This is a genomic window from Exiguobacterium sp. s78 (assembly GCF_018618985.1).
GTDB lineage: Bacteria > Bacillota > Bacilli > Exiguobacteriales > Exiguobacteriaceae > Exiguobacterium_A > Exiguobacterium_A abrahamii.
In genome coordinates this window covers 366,079-384,592 of sequence record NZ_JACSNB010000001.1, presented here as the reverse complement: position 1 = coordinate 384,592, position 18,514 = coordinate 366,079, and the positions used below count along the sequence as shown (strand labels likewise).

Annotated in this window: 20 protein-coding genes; 8 read left to right on the top strand and 12 right to left on the bottom strand. The window is 50.3% G+C overall.

The window, feature by feature from the left end; genetic code table 11:
- Positions 1-62: 62 nt before the first annotated feature.
- The 11 genes from KNQ18_RS01870 to KNQ18_RS01820 form a co-directional block, all read right to left on the bottom strand.
- Positions 63-1,466, bottom strand: coding sequence for a M23 family metallopeptidase (locus tag KNQ18_RS01870; RefSeq protein ID WP_215083682.1), 1,404 nt, complete (start codon positions 1,464-1,466; stop codon positions 63-65).
- Between the two features lie 40 nt (positions 1,467-1,506).
- Entirely contained in the window at positions 1,507-2,406 is a 900-nt protein-coding gene (ftsX, locus tag KNQ18_RS01865) for a permease-like cell division protein FtsX (protein ID WP_050678708.1), read from the bottom strand.
- Positions 2,396-3,082 carry a cell division ATP-binding protein FtsE gene (gene ftsE / locus KNQ18_RS01860; protein WP_029342495.1) on the bottom strand — a complete coding sequence of 229 codons (687 nt, stop codon included), beginning with the start codon at positions 3,080-3,082 and terminating at the stop codon, positions 2,396-2,398. Before ftsE ends, ftsX begins: the two co-directional genes overlap by 11 nt.
- Before the next feature lie 194 nt (positions 3,083-3,276).
- The gene (gene cccB / locus KNQ18_RS01855) at positions 3,277-3,648 is read right to left on the bottom strand and encodes a cytochrome c551 (RefSeq protein WP_023469241.1); all 372 of its coding nucleotides are present in this window, start codon (positions 3,646-3,648) and stop codon (positions 3,277-3,279) included.
- A gap of 114 nt (positions 3,649-3,762) precedes the next feature.
- Positions 3,763-4,632 carry a YitT family protein gene (locus KNQ18_RS01850; protein WP_215083680.1) on the bottom strand — a complete coding sequence of 290 codons (870 nt, stop codon included), beginning with the start codon at positions 4,630-4,632 and terminating at the stop codon, positions 3,763-3,765.
- Positions 4,633-4,729: 97 nt separating this feature from the next.
- Positions 4,730-5,233 carry a GNAT family N-acetyltransferase gene (locus KNQ18_RS01845; protein WP_215083678.1) on the bottom strand — a complete coding sequence of 168 codons (504 nt, stop codon included), beginning with the start codon at positions 5,231-5,233 and terminating at the stop codon, positions 4,730-4,732.
- Positions 5,233-5,994: a class I SAM-dependent methyltransferase gene (locus KNQ18_RS01840; protein ID WP_215083676.1), complete on the bottom strand. Its 762-nt coding sequence runs from the start codon at positions 5,992-5,994 to the stop codon at positions 5,233-5,235. The genes KNQ18_RS01845 and KNQ18_RS01840 overlap by 1 nt, the downstream gene beginning before the upstream one ends.
- Before the next feature lie 60 nt (positions 5,995-6,054).
- Complete coding sequence (prfB, locus tag KNQ18_RS01835; protein WP_023469245.1) at positions 6,055-7,155, bottom strand: peptide chain release factor 2; 1,101 nt, start codon at positions 7,153-7,155, stop codon at positions 6,055-6,057.
- Between the two features lie 68 nt (positions 7,156-7,223).
- A complete protein-coding gene (secA, locus tag KNQ18_RS01830; RefSeq protein ID WP_214723912.1) occupies positions 7,224-9,743 on the bottom strand; it encodes a preprotein translocase subunit SecA in 2,520 nt (839 codons plus the stop codon).
- A gap of 216 nt (positions 9,744-9,959) precedes the next feature.
- Positions 9,960-10,523, bottom strand: coding sequence for a ribosome hibernation-promoting factor, HPF/YfiA family (hpf, locus tag KNQ18_RS01825; RefSeq protein WP_023469247.1), 564 nt, complete (start codon positions 10,521-10,523; stop codon positions 9,960-9,962).
- Positions 10,524-10,802: 279 nt separating this feature from the next.
- Positions 10,803-11,003: a cold shock domain-containing protein gene (locus KNQ18_RS01820; protein WP_023469248.1), complete on the bottom strand. Its 201-nt coding sequence runs from the start codon at positions 11,001-11,003 to the stop codon at positions 10,803-10,805.
- A gap of 251 nt (positions 11,004-11,254) precedes the next feature.
- On the opposite strand from KNQ18_RS01820, the gene KNQ18_RS01815 reads away from it, so the two are divergent.
- The 8 genes from KNQ18_RS01815 (at position 11,255) to KNQ18_RS01780 (ending at position 18,270) form a co-directional block, all read left to right on the top strand.
- Positions 11,255-11,761 (top strand): competence protein ComK, encoded by a 507-nt coding sequence (locus KNQ18_RS01815; protein ID WP_029342501.1) that lies wholly within the window; start codon positions 11,255-11,257, stop codon positions 11,759-11,761.
- A 108-nt stretch (positions 11,762-11,869) separates the two neighbouring features.
- The gene (locus KNQ18_RS01810; protein ID WP_215083673.1) at positions 11,870-13,720 is read left to right on the top strand and encodes a hypothetical protein; all 1,851 of its coding nucleotides are present in this window, start codon (positions 11,870-11,872) and stop codon (positions 13,718-13,720) included.
- 15 nt (positions 13,721-13,735) lie between these two features.
- Positions 13,736-14,026: an EscU/YscU/HrcU family type III secretion system export apparatus switch protein gene (locus KNQ18_RS01805; RefSeq protein WP_029342503.1), complete on the top strand. Its 291-nt coding sequence runs from the start codon at positions 13,736-13,738 to the stop codon at positions 14,024-14,026.
- Complete coding sequence (locus KNQ18_RS01800; protein WP_149427778.1) at positions 14,023-14,415, top strand: flagellar export chaperone FliS; 393 nt, start codon at positions 14,023-14,025, stop codon at positions 14,413-14,415. The genes KNQ18_RS01805 and KNQ18_RS01800 overlap by 4 nt, the downstream gene beginning before the upstream one ends.
- Complete coding sequence (locus KNQ18_RS01795) at positions 14,412-15,302, top strand: flagellin N-terminal helical domain-containing protein (protein WP_149427779.1); 891 nt, start codon at positions 14,412-14,414, stop codon at positions 15,300-15,302. The genes KNQ18_RS01800 and KNQ18_RS01795 overlap by 4 nt, the downstream gene beginning before the upstream one ends.
- 13 nt (positions 15,303-15,315) lie before the next feature.
- Entirely contained in the window at positions 15,316-15,756 is a 441-nt protein-coding gene (locus KNQ18_RS01790) for a YaaR family protein (RefSeq protein ID WP_149427780.1), read from the top strand.
- A gap of 24 nt (positions 15,757-15,780) precedes the next feature.
- Positions 15,781-16,443 carry a DUF2225 domain-containing protein gene (locus tag KNQ18_RS01785; protein WP_215083671.1) on the top strand — a complete coding sequence of 221 codons (663 nt, stop codon included), beginning with the start codon at positions 15,781-15,783 and terminating at the stop codon, positions 16,441-16,443.
- 87 nt (positions 16,444-16,530) lie between these two features.
- On the top strand, positions 16,531-18,270 hold the full coding sequence (locus KNQ18_RS01780) for a sensor domain-containing diguanylate cyclase (protein ID WP_214723917.1): 1,740 nt from the start codon (positions 16,531-16,533) through the stop codon (positions 18,268-18,270).
- Positions 18,271-18,319: 49 nt separating this feature from the next.
- On the opposite strand, the gene KNQ18_RS01775 is transcribed toward KNQ18_RS01780, so the two are convergent.
- Positions 18,320-18,496: a hypothetical protein gene (locus KNQ18_RS01775; RefSeq protein ID WP_167507588.1), complete on the bottom strand. Its 177-nt coding sequence runs from the start codon at positions 18,494-18,496 to the stop codon at positions 18,320-18,322.
- Positions 18,497-18,514: the final 18 nt, after the last annotated feature.

Here is an 18,514-nt window from a genome sequence, read left to right as displayed (position 1 = left end):
TATTTTTTTCAGTATAGCAAAAAAAGATAGGTTACCCTATCTTTTCGGTATTCTATGGGATGTCAAAAGATGTACGGTGCCGGGTCCACTGCATTCGGTTGTCCGACCGCCCACTCTCCCTTATGCAATTCGAAATGCAGATGCGGTCCTGTCGACCAGCCGGTTGAGCCAAGCGTCCCGACCGTTTGACCAGGCATGACCGTTTGCCCCGCCGACACACTGATTGAGTCAAGGTGCGCATAGACGGTCGTATAGACCTGTCTGTCAATCAAATGCGTCATCATGACGACATTTCCATAACCGGTCGCACTACCGGCACGGAGGACGATCCCCCCAGCTGCCGCATGAATCGGAGTTCCTTTCGCGTTGACGAGATCGATGCCCGTATGCAACTCCGGTTTCCCTGTCAACGGATTGTTCCGCGGACCAAATGGTGACGACACATAGCCTTTGACTGGTAAGTGGAACGGGCGACTGACGTCGACATCAGCACTCGTATCCGGTGTTGCACTTGGCGTCTCAGTCTCAGGAACCGACGTCTCTGTTTTGGGTGTCTCTGCTTTCGGTGCTTCTCCTTGTTTCTGTTCCTGCGCCGCTGCCTCTCGTGCAGCTTCAGCAGCTTCTGCGGCTTCCGCTTGACGCTTGGCTTCTGCTGCCCGTGCCGCTTCCTCGGCTTTGCGTTTCGCTTCTTCTTTTGCTTTCCGTTCCGCTTCTTGCAGAGCAATCAATTCGTTTTGGATCAGACGACGCTGATCCGCGAGGATTTCCGCCTCTTCGGCTTTCGAGAACTGCTCTTGTTGCAGTTCCTTGACCTTCGTGTTCAACTGGACGACGAGCTTTCGCTTCAAATCAGACTCCGCGATGATCCGCGTCTGAAGCACGAGTAACTTCCGTTGTTCCTGTTTCATGCTCTCCAGTAATAACGCTTGTTCCGAGCGCTGTTCGTTCAGTTGCTTGACGTTCGCCTTATAAGCTTGCAAGACATTATCATCTTGCTTGATGATCTCACTGACCGTACTGAAACGCGAAATCAAATCACCAAAATCCTTCGCATCGAGCAGGACCTCGATGTATTTGACGTCTCCTTTTTGCTGGACGGCACGCAATCGGCTTCCGAGCAAATCTTCTTGCTGATGCAGTTCCTTCAACGTCTCGGAAATCGCTTCTTCCGTCAGACGCAATTGTTCCTTAGATGCAGCAACAGCCGCTTGTTGATCGGCTATTTTAAGCGCTAAATCATCCAAACGGCTGTTGACTTCATCCAGTTGCGCACGGGCTTCCTTGCGCTCCTGTTTCGTCAAGATTAACTTCTCTGATGTCTGATTCTGTGATCGTTCCGTCTCTTTTAGACGACTTTCGACCTCCTGTTGTTCCTTCAGCAAATCTTCTTTCGACGCGGCATCAACGGACACACCAGTTCCAATCAAAGCTAAGCTCAGGACGGCAGAATAGAATCGGACTTTCATGAGAAGCATCTCTCCTCTATTTTATTTTTGAGTGAATCACTTAAATCTTCAAGAAACGACCGAGTGATGTCGTAGATCCCCATACACCGATGAATGCACCGAGTCCGAGCAGGATCAAGACGACTTGTGCCGACAGTTCACCTGGTGGAATCAGCGAGAAGATTCCCGCATTCACAGTTGTCAGTTGGGGTTGGATCGCGTTGTATGAGACTTCGTAACCGAAGTAGACGACGACGATCGGGATGATGGCACCTAATATGCCCATCAATAATCCTTCGACGAAGAACGGTGCACGGATGAATCCGTTTTTCGCTCCGACGAGGCGCATGATCTCGATTTCCCGGCGACGGGAGAAGATCGTGACTTTGATCGTGTTCGAAATGAGGAACATTGCCATGAACGTCAAGCCGACGATCAGAACGATTCCACCGATCCGAACTCCTTCAAGGAAGTTAAACATCTTTTTAACATAGTCCTTACCATATTCGACACTATCTACATTTTCCATTTTTTTGATGGAATTTGCAAGTGTTTCTGTCTCTTTTGGTGAGGTAGCTTTGACGATATATCGGTCGTGAAGTGGGTTATCCTTTTCAACCGACTGATAGGCTTGTGATCCTTCGCCAAGTTGCTCCTTGAAGCGGTCCAGTTCTTCTTCTTTCGAACTATAACGAACAGAGTTGACACCCGGCATCTGCTTGAGGGAGTCACCCACTGCATCAATCTTCGACTGGTCTGCTTCTCGTTCGACGAACACTTGGATTTCAACGTCTTTTTCGACGTTATCGGAAATCTTGTTGACGTTGAACATGAGCATTGCGAATATTCCTACGAGAAGTAACGTGACGGTAACAGCACTGACAGAAGCGAATGTCATCCAGCCGTTCCGGACGAGACCTTTTGCCCCTTCCCGTAAATGACGGAATCCATTAAACTTCATAGCCGTACATTCCTTTCTCTTCGTCTCGGACGATTTTTCCTCCGTCGATCGCTAAGACACGATGACGCATCTTGTTAACGATGTCTCGGTTGTGTGTCGCCATTACGACCGTTGTCCCACGGCGATAAATCTCTTCGAATACTTCCATGATCTCCCATGCTGTATCCGGGTCCAGGTTCCCAGTCGGCTCATCGGCGATGACGAGTGACGGGCGGTTGACGATGGCTCTCGCGATCGAGATCCGTTGTTGTTCGCCCCCAGATAATTCGTCCGGATAGTTACGCTCTTTATGTTTGAGCTTTACGAGATCGAGGACCTCGAGGACTTTCTTCCGAATTTGTGATTTGTCTTCTCCTACGACTTCTAGCGCGAAGGCGACATTTTCATAAACCGTCAATGACGGGAGTAGTTTGAAATCTTGGAAGATGACGCCGATTTGGCGACGAAGTTCAGGGATTTGACGGTTTTTTAGCTTACCGACTTCGATTCCTTTAAATAAAAATGAACCGCTCGTTGGTTTCTCTTCGCGGTACATCATTTTCATGAATGTTGATTTACCCGCACCCGACGGACCGACGATATAGACGAATTCGCCTTGATTGATCGTCAAATCGACCTCACGGAGTGCCGTGACGCCGTTCGGATAAATCTTACTGATTCGTTGCATCTTGATCACGTACTTCACATCCTTACTTATTTACTGATGCTGAATGGATAGGTCCAAAAACCTACCGACCACCATTATAACAGGGACAAAATTGAACGCACATTACAATCAAATGTCATTTCAGGCGATTATACCACAAAAAAGAGGTACGAATGACGAACACATGTCGTGTGTGTCATCTCGTACCCCATCATATCCCATAATTATTTTTTGTCAGCGAGCCAGTCGGCAACAGCGACGATTTCTTCATCTTCTTTGAGGATTCCAGCAGGCATTTGCCCTTTCCCGTTTTTGATGATCTCTTGGATCTCTTCTGAAGAGTATTTCGATCCGACCTTCGTCAGGTTCGGTCCGACATTCCCTTCAAGGTTGTTTCCGTGACACGATGCACAGTTGTTCGCGAAGATTTTTTCCGCATCGACGGCTGTTTCCGTCTTCGACGAATCATCGTTCATCGTCGATTCTTCCTTCGTGCTTGACGAATCGCTAGAGCTTGAATCGTCACTACCGCCACACGCTGCGAGCGCAAGCGTCGTCCCTAACCCTAACGCAAGTAACAAGTTTTTCAGCTTCATCCGGATATCCCCCTCTGTAAGTATCTACATAAACACTTCTGACCTAGTTAGAGTATAACCGTTATCCGGAAGAGTTAAGCCTGATTTCACAAAAACTTCACGAGTTCAGAACAATTACGGCACATTCCGGTATCGTTTGTCGTCCGTAAAACCAAGTCCAAGTACTTCATGGGCTTCACTGACGACGAGGAAAGCTGAGGGATCAATGTGTTTGACAATTTCTTTAAGCGTCGTGATCTCCCCTTGGCGAACGACGACCATCAACATCGGTTTCCGTGTCCGTGTGAACGCACCTGCTGCCTCGATCTCCGTCGCCCCGCGATCGAGCGTCTCGAAGATTTCCTTCACTAACGCTTCCCGCTGATCGGAGATGATATAGGCAAGCTTGTCGTTCGTGATCCCGAGCTGAACGACGTCAATCATCTTGATCGTGATGAACAAGGCGACGAGCGCATATAGTCCAATCTCTAGCGAGAAGATCGTCGCCGCACTGATGACGATCGTGCCGTCAAGCAAGGCGATACAGAGATGGAGCGGCAACTTCGTGAAGCGATGCAAAATTTGCGCGATCAAATCCATCCCCCCGGTCGACGCCCGTCCCCGGAAAATTAGACCGAGTCCGATCCCGACACCGGCACCGCCGAAGATCGCGGCAAGCATCGGATTTATCGTCGCAGCTGGAACATCGAACCGCTCGTAGACGAGGATGACGACTGGTAAGAAGATTGACCCGACGAGTGATTTGACGCCAAAGCCCATCCCGAGGATCATCCACCCGATCGCCAGCAAGACGACGTTCGCGACAAGCTGAAACAACCCTGGCGAGATCCCGAACAGATCGTTCAAGACGATCGATAAGCCACTGACGCCTCCTGAGGCGAGTTGATTCGGTGCTAAAAATAAACTAAAGGCACTTGCGACGAACAAGGACCCGATTAATAAATACGCATAATCGCGCACGACTTCCTGACGTGTCGATGTCATGACATTCCATTTCCCCTTATCGATTGATTCTCGTGTTTCATTTTAGCGGAAAAGTCAGACAACGACTAGAGAGGCGGAACAACTCACAGTGTTCCCTTTATACCGCACTAAAGGGCGAACTGTAGCGGACGATGCCGCTAACGCCACGCAACCCATTCCGTTCGAGTGCAAGGACGAGAAAGACTTCTGGTGGAACGGGGAACGGTGGCTCAATGCCGTAGTCGATCGCCCGTTCGAAACCAAACTGTGGATAGTAGCTGTCGTGACCAAGCACGATAATGTGTGATTCACCAGCATCCCGCGCATCCTCGATCACTTGGCGGATCAACTCAGAGCCAATCCCTTTTCGTTGCCAGACCGGCAGGACGCCGACTGGTGCTAAGGCAAGTGACGGGATGTCATTGATATGAATCCGGCTCAAGAGAACATGACCGACGATTTCCCCTTTGTCGGTCACGGCGACGCGACCGAAGACCGGTTGCGCCGTTTCGTCCTCGCGTAACGCATCAACGAGATTCGCTTCGTTCGGTTGCTCGAACGCCGCTTCATGGACGAGCCGGATTCCCGCTGCATCCTTAAAGCCTTCTTTACGAATAATCATCAGAAGTTGCTCCCTTCGAGTGATTTCGTTGCGAGTAGCGTGAACTCGGACGGGATATTCTCACCGTTCCAGCCACGATGCTCGTCGAATCGTTCTAATGTGAATCGCGTCGTGATGATCCCGTTTAAGATCTCACTCAGCGTAAAATAGCGGACGGAGACGTCCGGAAAATCGGTTTGTTCCTCGTCCGAAAAATGTGTCTTATACGCCAAATCGCCTGATTGCAACGCTTGGTCGAAATAACGCGGTCTATACATCAAGTCCGCATCGATCCAGCGTCCGACCGGATGAAAATCACTGAGGATCAACTGACCACCGGGCCGTAAGATCGTAAAGAGAATCTGCAGAAAACGCTCAAGATCAGCAAAATAATGCAAAATGCCACCTTCTAAGTAAAGGAGATCAAACGTATCGCGATATCGTTCAAGATCGATCGCATAAAGATCGCAGACGACATACTCGATTCTCGTCTCAGCATGGTGCGCCAGTTCAAGCGCATACTTGGCATTCGAAATATCAAACACCGTGACGTCCGCCCCGAGTAACGCTAACGGCACCGCCTTGCGTCCGTTCGAACCACAGATGTTCGCGATCGTCTTCCCGGCGACGTCTTCGAAATGACGACGATGTTTCTTCAAACATGCGGCGGGATCTTGTTTGATGATCGCAGCATATTCCGCCGGTGTACCGTCGCGTTTCTCCCAAAATTCATACGCCCGGTACTCCCACGCTTGTTTGTTGATCCGACTTTGCTCCTGCATGACTGTTCCCCCTTTGACGGTCAAAAAACCAGTCGAACATCGTCCGACTGGTTGGTTGTCTTACATATTCATCAGACGGAGGTACGCATCGATGAAGCCCATGATGTCACCATCCATTGCTCCTTGCGTGTTCCCGACTTCATAGTTCGTCCGGTGATCCTTGACCATGCTGTATGGGTGGAAGACGTACGAACGGATTTGGCTACCCCATGCGATATCCGATTTTTCACCACGGATCTCGTCGAGTTTCTTTTGTTGCTCTTCGATTTCGCGTTGGTAGAGTTTCGCTTTCAACATTTTCATTGCTGCTTCACGGTTTTTGATCTGCGACCGTTCTTGTTGACAAGAGACGACGACGCCTGTCGGAACGTGTGTGATCCGGACAGCCGAGTCCGTCGTATTGATGTGCTGACCACCGGCACCAGAGGCACGGTACGTATCGATCCGTAAATCTTCCGTACGGACTTCGATGTCGATGTCATCGTTGAATTCCGGCATGACGTCACACGAGACGAACGATGTATGACGGCGACCTGACGAGTCAAACGGTGAGATCCGGACTAAACGATGGATCCCTTTTTCGGCTTTTAAGTATCCATAGGCATTGTGCCCTTGAATACGGAGCGTGACCGATTTAACACCGGCTTCATCACCTGGTTGGTAGTCCATCGTTTCGACTTTCCAGCCTTGCTTGTCGCAGAAACGTTGGTACATCCGCAACAGCATCGATGCCCAGTCTTGCGACTCGGTACCACCTGCACCTGGGTGTAGCTCGAGGATCGCGTTGTTCGCGTCATACTCGCCGTTCAAGAGGATTTGTAGTTCGAAGTCTTCGAACTTCTTCTTAAGGTCGCCAAGTTCTGACTCGAGCTCTTCTTGAAGATCCGCATCCGGCTCTTCCTTGATCAATTCGTACGTCAAAGCAACGTTTTCGTGACCTGCTTCGAGTTCTTTGTATTTGTCGACCATCGCTTTTAAGCCGTTCGACTCATCGATGACTTTTTGTGCCGATTCCTGGTTGTTCCAGAAGTCTGGGTACGTCATCTCGTTTTCAAGTTCTTCGATCCGGGCAATCTTCGACTCGAGGTCGAGTGATGCCTTATATTCGTCGAGTTTCTTTTCCATCCACTCGGCGGTGTTGCGAATTTCTGCTAATTCCATGTGTTCCACCTTCTCTTTCCGTGAAAAGAGGCAGGAATCTCCTGCCTCTCTTTCAGTCGATTCATCACTTATGCCTGACGGCCGTGACAGTTCTTATATTTCTTACCGGATCCACACCAGCACGGATCGTTGCGTCCGATTTGGTCGTTTGGATTTTTCCGGACCGGCTTTTTCTTGACCGCTTTGTCTTCCTTACCCGAAACGGCGACTTCGTCTTGGACGACTTTTTCGCGTTTGAGGTTCGGATCGAGATCTGCCCGAAGGACGAATTGTGTCACTTCTTCAGCGATCGCAGCGTTCATCGCATCAAACATCATCGAACCTTCCGATTGGTATTCACGGAGCGGGTCGTTTTGACCGTATGCCCGGAGGTGAATCCCTTCACGGAGTTGATCCATTTGATCGATGTGGTTCATCCAGTGTTGGTCGACGGCACGAAGAACGATGACTTTTTCGAACTCATCGAATGCTTCGGCTGGTACTTCTGACCGTTTGTGCTCGTAGTGTGCGAATGTCCGCTCTTTGAGCAACTCGATGATTTCTTCGCGTTCTTTTCCGAAGAGGTCGCTTTCCGTGACCTTCTCTTCGATCGCAAGCGTCTGGTTCGCCCACTCCGCAAGCGCACCGATGCTCCACTCTTCCGGGACGAACTCGACCGGCGTGTACTGATGGACGCCTGCTTCGATCGTCTGCTCGATCATCGGACGGACGATATCTGACACGGAACCCGCATCGAGAATCGCTGCCCGGTCCGCGTACATGACTTTCCGTTGGTCCGCCATGACGTTATCGTAGCCGAGGACTTGTTTCCGCGCATCGAAGTTGTTGCCTTCGACGCGTTTTTGAGCCGATTCAACGGCACGAGACACCATCCGGCTCTCGATTGGTTGTGAATCATCCATTCCGAGACGATCCATCATCGATTGCAGCGAATCAGAACCGAAACGACGCATCAATTCATCTTCAAGTGACAGATAGAATTGTGATGCCCCTGGGTCCCCTTGACGACCGGCACGACCACGGAGCTGGTTATCGATCCGACGTGATTCATGACGCTCTGTTCCGAGGATGTAGAGACCGCCTTTTTCCAATACACCTTGACCGAGCTTGATGTCGGTACCACGACCGGCCATGTTCGTTGCGATCGTGACCGAGTTCGCTTGACCGGCGTTCTCGATGATTTCCGCTTCACGCGCGTGGTTCTTCGCGTTCAAGACTTCGTGACGGATGCCACGTTTCTTGAGGATATTGCTGAGTAACTCCGACGTCTCAACGGCAACCGTACCGACGAGGACAGGCTGTCCTTCGCGGTGGGCACGTTCGATTTCGTCTGCGACGGCAGCAAACTTCCCGTTCATCGTCTTGAAGATCAAGTCCGGCATATCGTTTCGGACGACTGGTTTGTTCGTCGGAACCGGTACGACGTGCATGTTGTAGATGTTACGGAACTCTTCTTCCTCTGTCTTCGCTGTACCCGTCATCCCGGCAAGCTTCGTATACATCCGGAAGAAGTTTTGGTACGTGATCGTCGCAAGCGTCATTGATTCGCGTTGAATCTCGACGCCTTCCTTCGCTTCGATCGCTTGGTGCAGACCTTCCGAGTAACGACGCCCTTCCATGACACGACCTGTGAACTGGTCGATGATCATGACTTCGTCTTCACGAACCATATAGTCGACATCACGATGCATGACGGCGTTTGCTCGGAGTGCGAGGCTCAAGTGATGGTTGAGTGAGACGTGCTCGAGACCAAACAAGTTATCGATGCCGAAGTATTTCTCAGCGCGGTCGATCCCTTGCTCCGTCAACAGGACACTCTTCGTTTTGATGTCGACCGTGTAGTCTTCATCTGCCTTCATGATTTTCGCAAATGCATCAGCTTGTGAATAGAGTGCTGTCGATTTCTCGGCAGACCCTGAGATGATGAGTGGTGTCCGCGCTTCATCGACGAGAATCGAGTCGACTTCATCGACGACGGCGTAATGGAGCGGTCTTTGAACACGGTCTTCTTTATACAGGACCATGTTGTCACGCAAGTAGTCGAAACCGAACTCGTTGTTCGTTCCGTACGTGATGTCACAGCTGTATGCTGCTTGTTTTTCCTGACGCGACATGCTTGAGAGGTTCAAGCCGACCGATAGACCAAGGGCCGCATAAAGAGGTTCCATGATGTCACGGTCACGTTTTGCAAGATATTCGTTGACGGTAACGACGTGAACGCCGTTGCCAGCGAGGGCATTCAAATAAACAGGGAGTGTCGCGACGAGCGTCTTACCTTCCCCGGTCTTCATTTCGGCGATATCACCGTTATGCAGGACATATCCACCGATCAACTGAACGCGGTAGTGGCGCATGCCGAGAACGCGTGTCGAAACTTCGCGACAGACGGCGAAAGCTTCCGGTAAAATATCATCTAAGTCTTCTCCGTTAGCGAGACGCTCACGGAATTCAACGACTTTTCCTTCGAGTTCTTGATCCGATAACGCACCGATTTGTGTCTCGAATGATTCCACAGCATCTGCTGCTTTTTCGGCTTTCTTCAGGACACGTTTCGTTGGTGCAAATAATTCTTTTAGAAAATTAGCCATGCCTTACAGTCCCCTTACTTCGAACGATTCTTTGAACGAACAGAATTCCGAGATTTTTCCTTTATTCAGTGTACCGAATACGACGTCAAATTTCAACAAGCGGACCGAGTAGCGGTCTCGGTCTTTTGTCATAGAGCAAACGTACCTTGTGTAAAAATAGTTTTTCATCATATCAAAAAGGGACCCGCCCGTAAGAGCGAGTCCCTGTTGTATTCATTATTCTGGTTCAATCAAACCGTAACGACCATCCTTACGACGGTAGACGACGTTCGTGTTGCCCGTTTCTGCGTCTGAGAAGACGAAGAATGCGTGTCCGAGCATGTCCATCTGAAGAATTGCTTCTTCCGTATCCATTGGTTTGAGTGTGAAACGCTTCGTCCGAACGAGTTCGAGTTCTGCCTCGTCCTCTTCATAGACAGGCGCTTCCGCTTCCGGTCCTTCGAGCGTTTTGAAGTACTCTCCGATGCCGCCTTCTTTAGCGCGCCCTCTCCGGTTCAACTTTGTTTTGTGTTTCCGGATCTGACGTTCGAGCTTATCGACGACGAGGTCGATCGCTGCATACATATCGCCATTGATGTCCTCTGCACGGAGCAAGAGGTTTGGCATTGGAATCGTCACTTCGACTTTTTGCTTCTCATTGTTGACTTTGAGATTGACATAAGCCGTTTGCGCTTCCGTAGGAGTTGTAAAATAACGAGTTAACTTTTCAAGCTTTTTCTCGACGTAATCCTTGAGAGCATCTGTGACGTCCAAGTTTTCACCGCGAATGTTGTAGATCATGTAAACTCCTCCTTAAGTAACCGGTTGAACCTATGAATTCGAGATGATTCAGTCGTTTCCTTCTGAATATTCGAAATTCTTTGGTTCGTTTTTATTATAGCACGATAAGTGAAGGAAGACTATGAAAACGATGACATTCTCATGAACGTTCCCATCTGTTCTTAGCGTACGATAATATTGAAGCATGTTGATGTTAACGTATATACCCGTTTTATTCGAACTCAAAACAAAAACCGCTTTTAGGCGAATAGCCTAAAAACGGTGGCGGCTGCTATTGGATTAGATCTTTGAAACGTTCGCAGCTTGTGGACCACGATCGCCTTCAACGATTTCAAATTCCACTTCTTCGCCTTCTTCAAGTGATTTGTAACCATCGACTTGAATCGCTGAGAAGTGTACGAATACGTCTTTCGCGTCAGACGTCTCGATGAAACCATAACCCTTTTCAGCATTAAACCATTTTACTTTACCTTGTTCCATTCGAATTCACGTTCCCTTCGCAAACCAGAGTTCGAGAGCAAGCTCTCTACGGCTTAGTCTATCAAAAGAAGGAATTATTTACAATTAAAAATTCTGATTAATTTGAATTCATTCAGAAAAATGAATAATATTCCCTACTTATTGGTCTATATTTCAAAAAATTACGTTGTCATTACAGTTGTATTATTGTATTATATCGTTAGTAATTACCTATTTTATCCATTGTCCTATCTTAAGGAGGATGTAGTCGAATGCGACCATTCCATAATGACGAAAAGTATCGAATCACGAAACGGACGGTGGCGATTCTCCCGTGCTACGACATGATGAAGCAATCCATCATCGTACTCGAGGATGGCTCGACCATCATGACACCGCTTCGGCCGTATCAACTACTGCAGCTTTCCTGCAGGCAATACAACAGTTCCATCGAGGAACGCATCGTGACAGCAAAACGTGTCGCATCTGTAAAAGGAAAAGTCCCAGTCGTCATTGAACCGACACTTGGCCTCGTGTTTTTCCCAACGAAATCACCGAAACGTGATGATTGCGAGTGGTACGCTTGGAGCCACATGTCCGAAGTCATCGAGGAAGACGGACAGACGAAGCTCAAGACTCGTAATGGCATGATCCTTCCCGTAAACGCCTCTCCTTACATCGTCCGCAACCAAATGAAAGCAACTGGCGAGCTGATGGCTCGTTATCAACAATTGAACGCGATGACATTAGAGGAACGCTTTAATGCAATCAAATCTTAAGCAGTGACCGTAAAAAAATCAGGGTTGGGCGATGAATTCGCTCAATCCTTTTTGGTTTCTGCCGATATATAATGAGATGACAGTTTTAAAAAACAAGGAGGCTTCTCGATGAACATCCAATTGAACCCGGCACGTCCGGCGCAATCCCCTGGTCAGACGCCGCTTTCGGAGACGAAGACCTATAAGGGAACGGTCCTTGAGCAGACCGGACCACATACGGCTCTCGTCCAGGTCGGTCGGGATAAGATCGAGATGACCTTCACGGGCGACGTCCCGACAGGTGATTTTCAGTTCAAGGTCAAAGGACAGACCGCAGAAGGTTACTTGATTGAACAATTGACGCCCGCGACACCAGACGCGGAAACCCCACCCGTCCTGTCCGTTCCGTCAAACGTTGATCCTGCCTTGCTAGAAGGCGTGCCGGCTGAACTGAAACAGGCCGTCGCAAAGTTACTTGCAAGCGGTCAACTGCCGCAAACACCAGAAATCGTCGCCCAACTCGTGACGGCACTGCAAGGCACTTACAAGGATTTAGCACTCGAACTCGTGTCGCGACCAGACACAGCACTGCCAGTTGATGCTGATGTCTTGATTGCAAGTCTCCTTGCGACGACGGAAGACTATCCGGACGTCCTCCCAGAGCGCGACGCCTTAAAGGAACAACCGACATTCGAAAAAGCCGTCGCGCTTGATGTCGCCCGCGTGACGCTACCGACGCAACGCGAGATCGAGACAGCGTCGCCCCTGCATATCCGTCAATACATTGAACATCTACCAGCGGAAAAACGTCCAGCACTCGTCGCTACGATCGAACGTGGCGATATCGAAACAGTCCGCAAACAACTCGCGCCCTACTTCCCGCAAGCGCCGCTCGAGCCAAAGACGAGCGTCCGCGAGCAACTGATTGGTCTGACGGCACGTGCGAGTCAACCGGAACCAACAGCGCAAACAGCACCGGTCCGCTCTGCCTTGACACTTGTCCGCGAAGTGACGCCACGGCTCGCTGAGATTACGAATGATTTCAAGAGCCAACAGCGAACGATCGTTTCGCAACTCCGGCAAATCGAACCGCTCGTCGAGACACGTCCGGTCCAGATGGTCGCCGTCATCGAGAGCACGGCGCAACGCTTAAAACAAGTCTTCCAGCAAACAGATGCCTTACTGCATACCTCGATGAAAGATGAAAAACAGCTGATTCATTTCTTATCGAAACTCGAACGGGGCGCGGAACTGGCATTACTCGGACGCGGAACAGAGGCAAAAGCCGTCTTACAGGAAGTCCGGATCGCATTCGAAGCCTTCCGTTATGCGCCGGCGAACGTCCGCCCGACCTACTTACCGGAGATGCAAGGACTGCCACCGCAAGCACCAACGCTACCAGCGCAAGTAGCAACAAAAGCCGTTCCATATGAGCCGCAGCAGAACAGCCCACGACTTTTGCAAGAAACCGTCCAAAAGACGCTTCAGCTTCAGACGGCAGAACTGAAACTGAGTACACCGGCAGCGAACCCCGAAGCCGCCAAATTGCAGACGTTCCTTGCAGCGCAACAGCAAGTCAATAAACCGGATAGCCAGCAACAGTTGAACCAGATTCTCCTGGCGTTACCGGTCCAACTCGTCGAAGCGACGGCAGGACTCCACGTTCACTTGCAAAATAAACGTCCGGACGAAGTGATCGACTGGGAAAACAATACGTTGTATGTCCAGCTCAATACGCCGCGCCTCGGTGAAATCGGTGTCCGCGTTGAGACCGTCAACCGAAAGATGCAGATCACGATTGAAAATGATTTCCCAGTTCTTGAACAACTGGCGACCCCGTTCCTCGACCGAACGACGGATGCCTTGCAAGCGACCGGTTACCAAGACGTCCGAATCCAGTTCCGTCCGTTCACGCGCGAGCAAGTGACGGAGACCGTCAAACAAGACGAGATACCGCGTGGCTACGACTATCGTATCTAAAAAGGAGAGACCGTTATGTATCAGAAAATCGATTTAACCGGACGCAAGACCGCTGCCGTCCTCCGCTACGATGAAGCATCCGGTCAAGCACCGGTCGTCGTCGCTCGGGCCAGCGGACAAGCCGCCGATCGAATCCTACAAGAAGCACGAGCAAACGGTGTCGCGATCGAACACGATACGTCACTGCTCGGTCACTTACTTGATCTTGATCTCGGAACAGCGATTCCCCCGCAACTGTACGACGTGATGGCAGAACTGCTCTTATTGATCGAAGAACTCGACAACGCGAAAGGACGGCAAACATGACAGAACAAGAACTCTACGCGATGACCCCGCAACAGCTGACGGAAGTCATGCTGACGGGGCTCGTCCTACAATATGATCGCGCCACGATTGCGCGTGACGCGAACCGCTTTGACGAAGTCAACGAACGTTTACAAAAAGCCTATCAGTTACTCGACAAACTGCAGGCAGGGTTACACGACGACGGTGGCATCATCACCGCACAACTCGATGCCATCTACCACTATCTTGCCGAGCAGACGTTACACGTCTATAAGACACCAAGTATCTTAGACGAACTACTCGAACTGGCAGAAGACTTACGCGTCACTTGGCAAGCGGCGCAGACCGTCGATCGACCACTCGTGCGCGCCGCACATCATCAACGATACGAAGGGATGGAATACGAATGAGAATCACGAATAACGTCCAAGCCTTGAAGGCTTATCGCAACCTCAGCATCAACCAGGCGAACGTCAAGACGACGATGGATAAACTATCGAGCGGTCAGAAGATCAACCGGGGTGCGGATGATGCAGCTGGTCTCGCGATCTCGGAGAAGATGCGTAATCGCTTGAAGGCACTTGATAAAGCGGAACAGAATGTCCTCGATGGTGTCTCGATGATTCAGACGGCTGAAGGCGGCTTGAGTGAAACGCATAATCTGTTGCAACGGATGCGCGAACTCGCCGTCCAAGCTGGTAACAGCACACTCGCGACAGAAGACCGGACAGCAATTCAAGAAGAGATCAACCAGTTGACGAACGAAGTCTCGCGGATCGCGAAGACGACCCAGTTCAACGGCAAAGAATTGTTGAGCGGCAAGTTCAACGATGCCGACAGTGCCCTGTTCATCCAAACGAATGCGGGAGCCAACGAAGGCATCTCGATCACGATTAACGACATGCAAGCCCTCGCGATTGGTGTCAGTTCAACGACACAAGCTGATCCGTCAATCCGTCCGCTTGATTTCCCGAGTGGTGATGCACCCGAGTATGCCCTTAGCGTCATGACGGCAACGGACGCGAATGACGCGATCAGCCAGTATACGAAAGCAATCGATACGATCTCCCAGCAACGGGCACAACTCGGGGCAATCCAGAACCGGTTCGAAGCAACATCATCCGTCCTCAGTGTCAGCGTCGAGAACTTAACAGCGTCGGAATCACGGATTCGCGATACTGATATGGCGCGTGAGATGATGGAATATGCGAAATACAACATCCTTAACCAATCGGGGATGGCAATGATCGCTCAAGCGAACGCCTTGCCGCAAGGCGTCTTACAATTACTCAACTAAGGAGGCAGACCCGATGGATATCCGCCGCATCCAAGAAACGCAACGACTCCAGTCCTTAAAGGGTGGTCCGCGTGAAGTCGAAGCGTCGACGACCTTCTCTGCCTTGATGCAAGAGAAACGGGACCACAAAGGTTACGAGCGCCTGCAACAAAAGCTCGCGCTCGTCGAAGAACACGGACAATTGCTCGCTGAGAGCCAGACGATCGAACATCTCGAAAGCTACAAAGAAAAGATTAAGGATTTCCTAAAAGATGCCCTCGACCAATCGCAACAACTTGAAGAAAAGCGTGGCTTTAATCGCCGCGGTCGGACGAAAATCTATAAAGTCGTCGAACAAGTCGATGCAAAGCTCCTCCAGTTGACGAATACCGTCATCTCTGGTGAGTCGCGCCGTCTCGATATCCTCGACCAAATCGGCGAAATCAAAGGGATGCTCGTCAACGTTTTCGTTTAATTCAAATTAGAGGAGTTCCTCCACATGCCAGACCTATATCTAAAAAAATGTACCTGCCCCTTCTGCCTGAAGACGACAGAAACGAAACGAGTCCTGTCGCGGCATATCCGTGTCGCTTCGACGGACTTTGATGGCTTCATCCGTCATCAAGGCGTCAACGTCTATCTCTATGAACCGGTTCAGTGTAGTCATTGTCGGTTCTTCTTCCACGAGTCGTTCGGAAAGTTATCACCAGACGTTCGGGCGACCTTACAAGATCACATCCTGCCGACGCTTCCTGTCTTACCATTTGCCGGGACGGAGCGGACGATCGAGCAGGCAATTCAGCTCTATAAGCTTTGCCTCTACACGGCTCAAGTGACGGAGCAAAAACCAGCGATCCAAGCGATGCTCGGAGTTCGTCTATCCTGGTTGCATCGTTTGACCGGTCAATCAGCGGAAGAACAACTCTGGGCCAACCGAGCAATCGAGAAGTATGTCTCGCTTTACGAAAATTACACATCCGTTAAAGAAAGTGGTATTCCAGAAGATGTTCTATGGCTTCGGATTGCTGATTTATATGCTGTGACAAAAGACAAAGAACATGCCCGTTTATGGTACAGCCGTTTGTTCCAAAGTAAAACGGCGACCGACAAAGTTAAAAAAGACGCACGAACCCACTGGGAATGGGTGCAAGAGCAGGATTGATCCTTGTTCGTCAATAGACGCAACAAGGATTTTTTTCCCCACTCGTCGAAAGGAGCCAACACACCGCTTCAGGAAAGGAGGTCCGCGATGCGACCGACGTTACCGCTTCTTTATTTACTCATCACCTATGGGGTGATGTTACTCGTTAGCAGAACACCATTCGTTCCAATAATTGCCGTTCTTGCGACGCTACTTGCTGTGACGTTCGTCGCTGTTAAAGCAAGGCGTTGGTTCTTTCCGAAACACCCGGAACGTTCGGTCGGCATCGCGATTCTCTTGTTCGCAAGTGGTCTCTGGATCAACTTTATCCTGACCTTCTTTCCGCACCCACCGGAAGTCGACTCTGCTGCGAACCTGACATTGACCGCCTTTTTAATGTTGACGGCCATCGCCTTTTCCCGATTGATCGACTGGTCATCGATCCGTCATGCGCGGCTTCTCTACGTCGACGGTATCCTCTTATTCGGGATGGTCTTCGTCTTCGGTTACACGGTCATATTGCAACATGTACCGACGTTCGCTCGCTCCGACATCGAGTTCGTTGCCATGCTCGGCTACGCGATTAGTTTTATTGCGCAGTTGTTCTTCTTTCTGGTCTTATATGCGACAGGACTTCGTGGACCAGCACACAGACGACTGATCCGCGCGATGATGGTATTCATCTTGGCGAACTTCGGTTATTATACGTTCTTCGTTCGTGATGAGTTGACGTTCGCTGCTTGCTTCTTCCCGCTTTATGCGGTCAGTTTGCATGAACTAGCTGTCTATTTCAAAGATGTCCCACCAAAGCAACCGGCACGCGATCGACTCGGGCGACCGTATTTGCCGTATATTAGTTTGCTTGTTCTGATGACAGGCATCACGTTCCTCCCGATGGCGCAGGATGTCTACTTCCCGACCCTGATCATTTTGTTCTCGTTGTTTACGTTCCGGCAGTTTTTCTCCGAACGTCTCAATCGTCAGTTACTAACGGAACTCGAGACGTTCGAAGTCGATTTGACACACCGGATCGACCGCCATACAACACAACTCGAACTCCGGAAGGAAGAGTACCGCCGCCTGTTCCTCGCCCACCCACAACCGATCATTCGTTTCGACGGCAATGGGCATGAGAAAGCGATGAATCCGGCAGCAGAACGTTACTTCCCGCACGGGTATGTTCCTGATGCGTTAGTCGATCAATTGATTGCGGCATTTCTGAAACTTGAGACTGGTGAAAAACAACTCTTGATGCGTCCCGTCGACGGACGGACATTCGAAGTGACGTTGATTCCGATTCCGGGTGAAGCAGATCTTTACGTCATTCTGTCCGATTTGACGGAAGCCTTATCGCAAGAAAAATGGCTTCAGGAGCTCGGTTATCACGACGCCTTGACGGCACTTCCGAATCGCCGGTATTTCGAGGATCACCTTGGAGCGCAGCTCGCAACCTTAACCGAAGGATCACTACTATTCATCGACCTTGACGGCTTTAAGCAGATTAATGACCGCTATGGGCATGACGCCGGCGATTATGTCTTGCAGGAGACAGCACGGCGCTTGCAACTTGATTTAATACAGGATGATTTAGCGGCGCGCCTCGGTGGAGATGAATTCATCGTTTTCCTCGCTCGCAGTCGCGCGGAGACGATCACCTACGCTGAGAATGTCCTCCTTCGCTTGAACGATCCCTTCTTCTTTGACGCTACTGCGATGCAGGTCACGCCGTCAATCGGCATCGCTCGTTATCCCGAGGATGGTCGGACGACGAGTCTGCTCTTAATTCGCGCCGACGAAGCGATGTACACCGTCAAGCAGGAAGAGAAGAACGCCTACCGCTTTAAATGAACGGCAAAATGCCCTATCCATGGAAATGGACAGGGCATTTTTAGTGAGCTTACGACTCACGACGATATTTTTCTTCTTCATAAGCATCTGGCGCATCGGAGACAGGGCGTTCGAACTCTTCCCATGATTCCGATTCAACGTCCGGTTCAATGAACTGATCGTACGAGCCATCCGATTGGAAATACGGCTGCGGTACCGAACGTTTCTTGTCTTCCCGCTTGGTCACGAAAGATCCCTCCCTCAC

What these genes read in the sequence shown, in the direction of transcription:
- KNQ18_RS01870 (WP_215083682.1), bottom strand. Translation starts at nt 1,466, where the DNA reads ATGAAAGTCCGATTCTATTCTGCCGTCCTGAGCTTAGCTTTGATTGGA.
- ftsX (WP_050678708.1), bottom strand. Translation starts at nt 2,406, where the DNA reads ATGAAGTTTAATGGATTCCGTCATTTACGGGAAGGGGCAAAAGGTCTC.
- cccB (WP_023469241.1), bottom strand. Translation starts at nt 3,648, where the DNA reads ATGAAGCTGAAAAACTTGTTACTTGCGTTAGGGTTAGGGACGACGCTT.
- KNQ18_RS01850 (WP_215083680.1), bottom strand. Translation starts at nt 4,632, where the DNA reads ATGACATCGACACGTCAGGAAGTCGTGCGCGATTATGCGTATTTATTA.
- KNQ18_RS01845 (WP_215083678.1), bottom strand. Translation starts at nt 5,233, where the DNA reads ATGATTATTCGTAAAGAAGGCTTTAAGGATGCAGCGGGAATCCGGCTC.
- KNQ18_RS01840 (WP_215083676.1), bottom strand. Translation starts at nt 5,994, where the DNA reads ATGCAGGAGCAAAGTCGGATCAACAAACAAGCGTGGGAGTACCGGGCG.
- prfB (WP_023469245.1), bottom strand. Translation starts at nt 7,155, where the DNA reads ATGGAATTAGCAGAAATTCGCAACACCGCCGAGTGGATGGAAAAGAAA.
- secA (WP_214723912.1), bottom strand. Translation starts at nt 9,743, where the DNA reads ATGGCTAATTTTCTAAAAGAATTATTTGCACCAACGAAACGTGTCCTG.
- hpf (WP_023469247.1), bottom strand. Translation starts at nt 10,523, where the DNA reads ATGATCTACAACATTCGCGGTGAAAACTTGGACGTCACAGATGCTCTC.
- KNQ18_RS01820 (WP_023469248.1), bottom strand. Translation starts at nt 11,003, where the DNA reads ATGGAACAAGGTAAAGTAAAATGGTTTAATGCTGAAAAGGGTTATGGT.
- KNQ18_RS01815 (WP_029342501.1), top strand. Translation starts at nt 11,255, where the DNA reads ATGCGACCATTCCATAATGACGAAAAGTATCGAATCACGAAACGGACG.
- KNQ18_RS01810 (WP_215083673.1), top strand. Translation starts at nt 11,870, where the DNA reads ATGAACATCCAATTGAACCCGGCACGTCCGGCGCAATCCCCTGGTCAG.
- KNQ18_RS01805 (WP_029342503.1), top strand. Translation starts at nt 13,736, where the DNA reads ATGTATCAGAAAATCGATTTAACCGGACGCAAGACCGCTGCCGTCCTC.
- KNQ18_RS01800 (WP_149427778.1), top strand. Translation starts at nt 14,023, where the DNA reads ATGACAGAACAAGAACTCTACGCGATGACCCCGCAACAGCTGACGGAA.
- KNQ18_RS01795 (WP_149427779.1), top strand. Translation starts at nt 14,412, where the DNA reads ATGAGAATCACGAATAACGTCCAAGCCTTGAAGGCTTATCGCAACCTC.
- KNQ18_RS01790 (WP_149427780.1), top strand. Translation starts at nt 15,316, where the DNA reads ATGGATATCCGCCGCATCCAAGAAACGCAACGACTCCAGTCCTTAAAG.
- KNQ18_RS01785 (WP_215083671.1), top strand. Translation starts at nt 15,781, where the DNA reads ATGCCAGACCTATATCTAAAAAAATGTACCTGCCCCTTCTGCCTGAAG.
- KNQ18_RS01780 (WP_214723917.1), top strand. Translation starts at nt 16,531, where the DNA reads ATGCGACCGACGTTACCGCTTCTTTATTTACTCATCACCTATGGGGTG.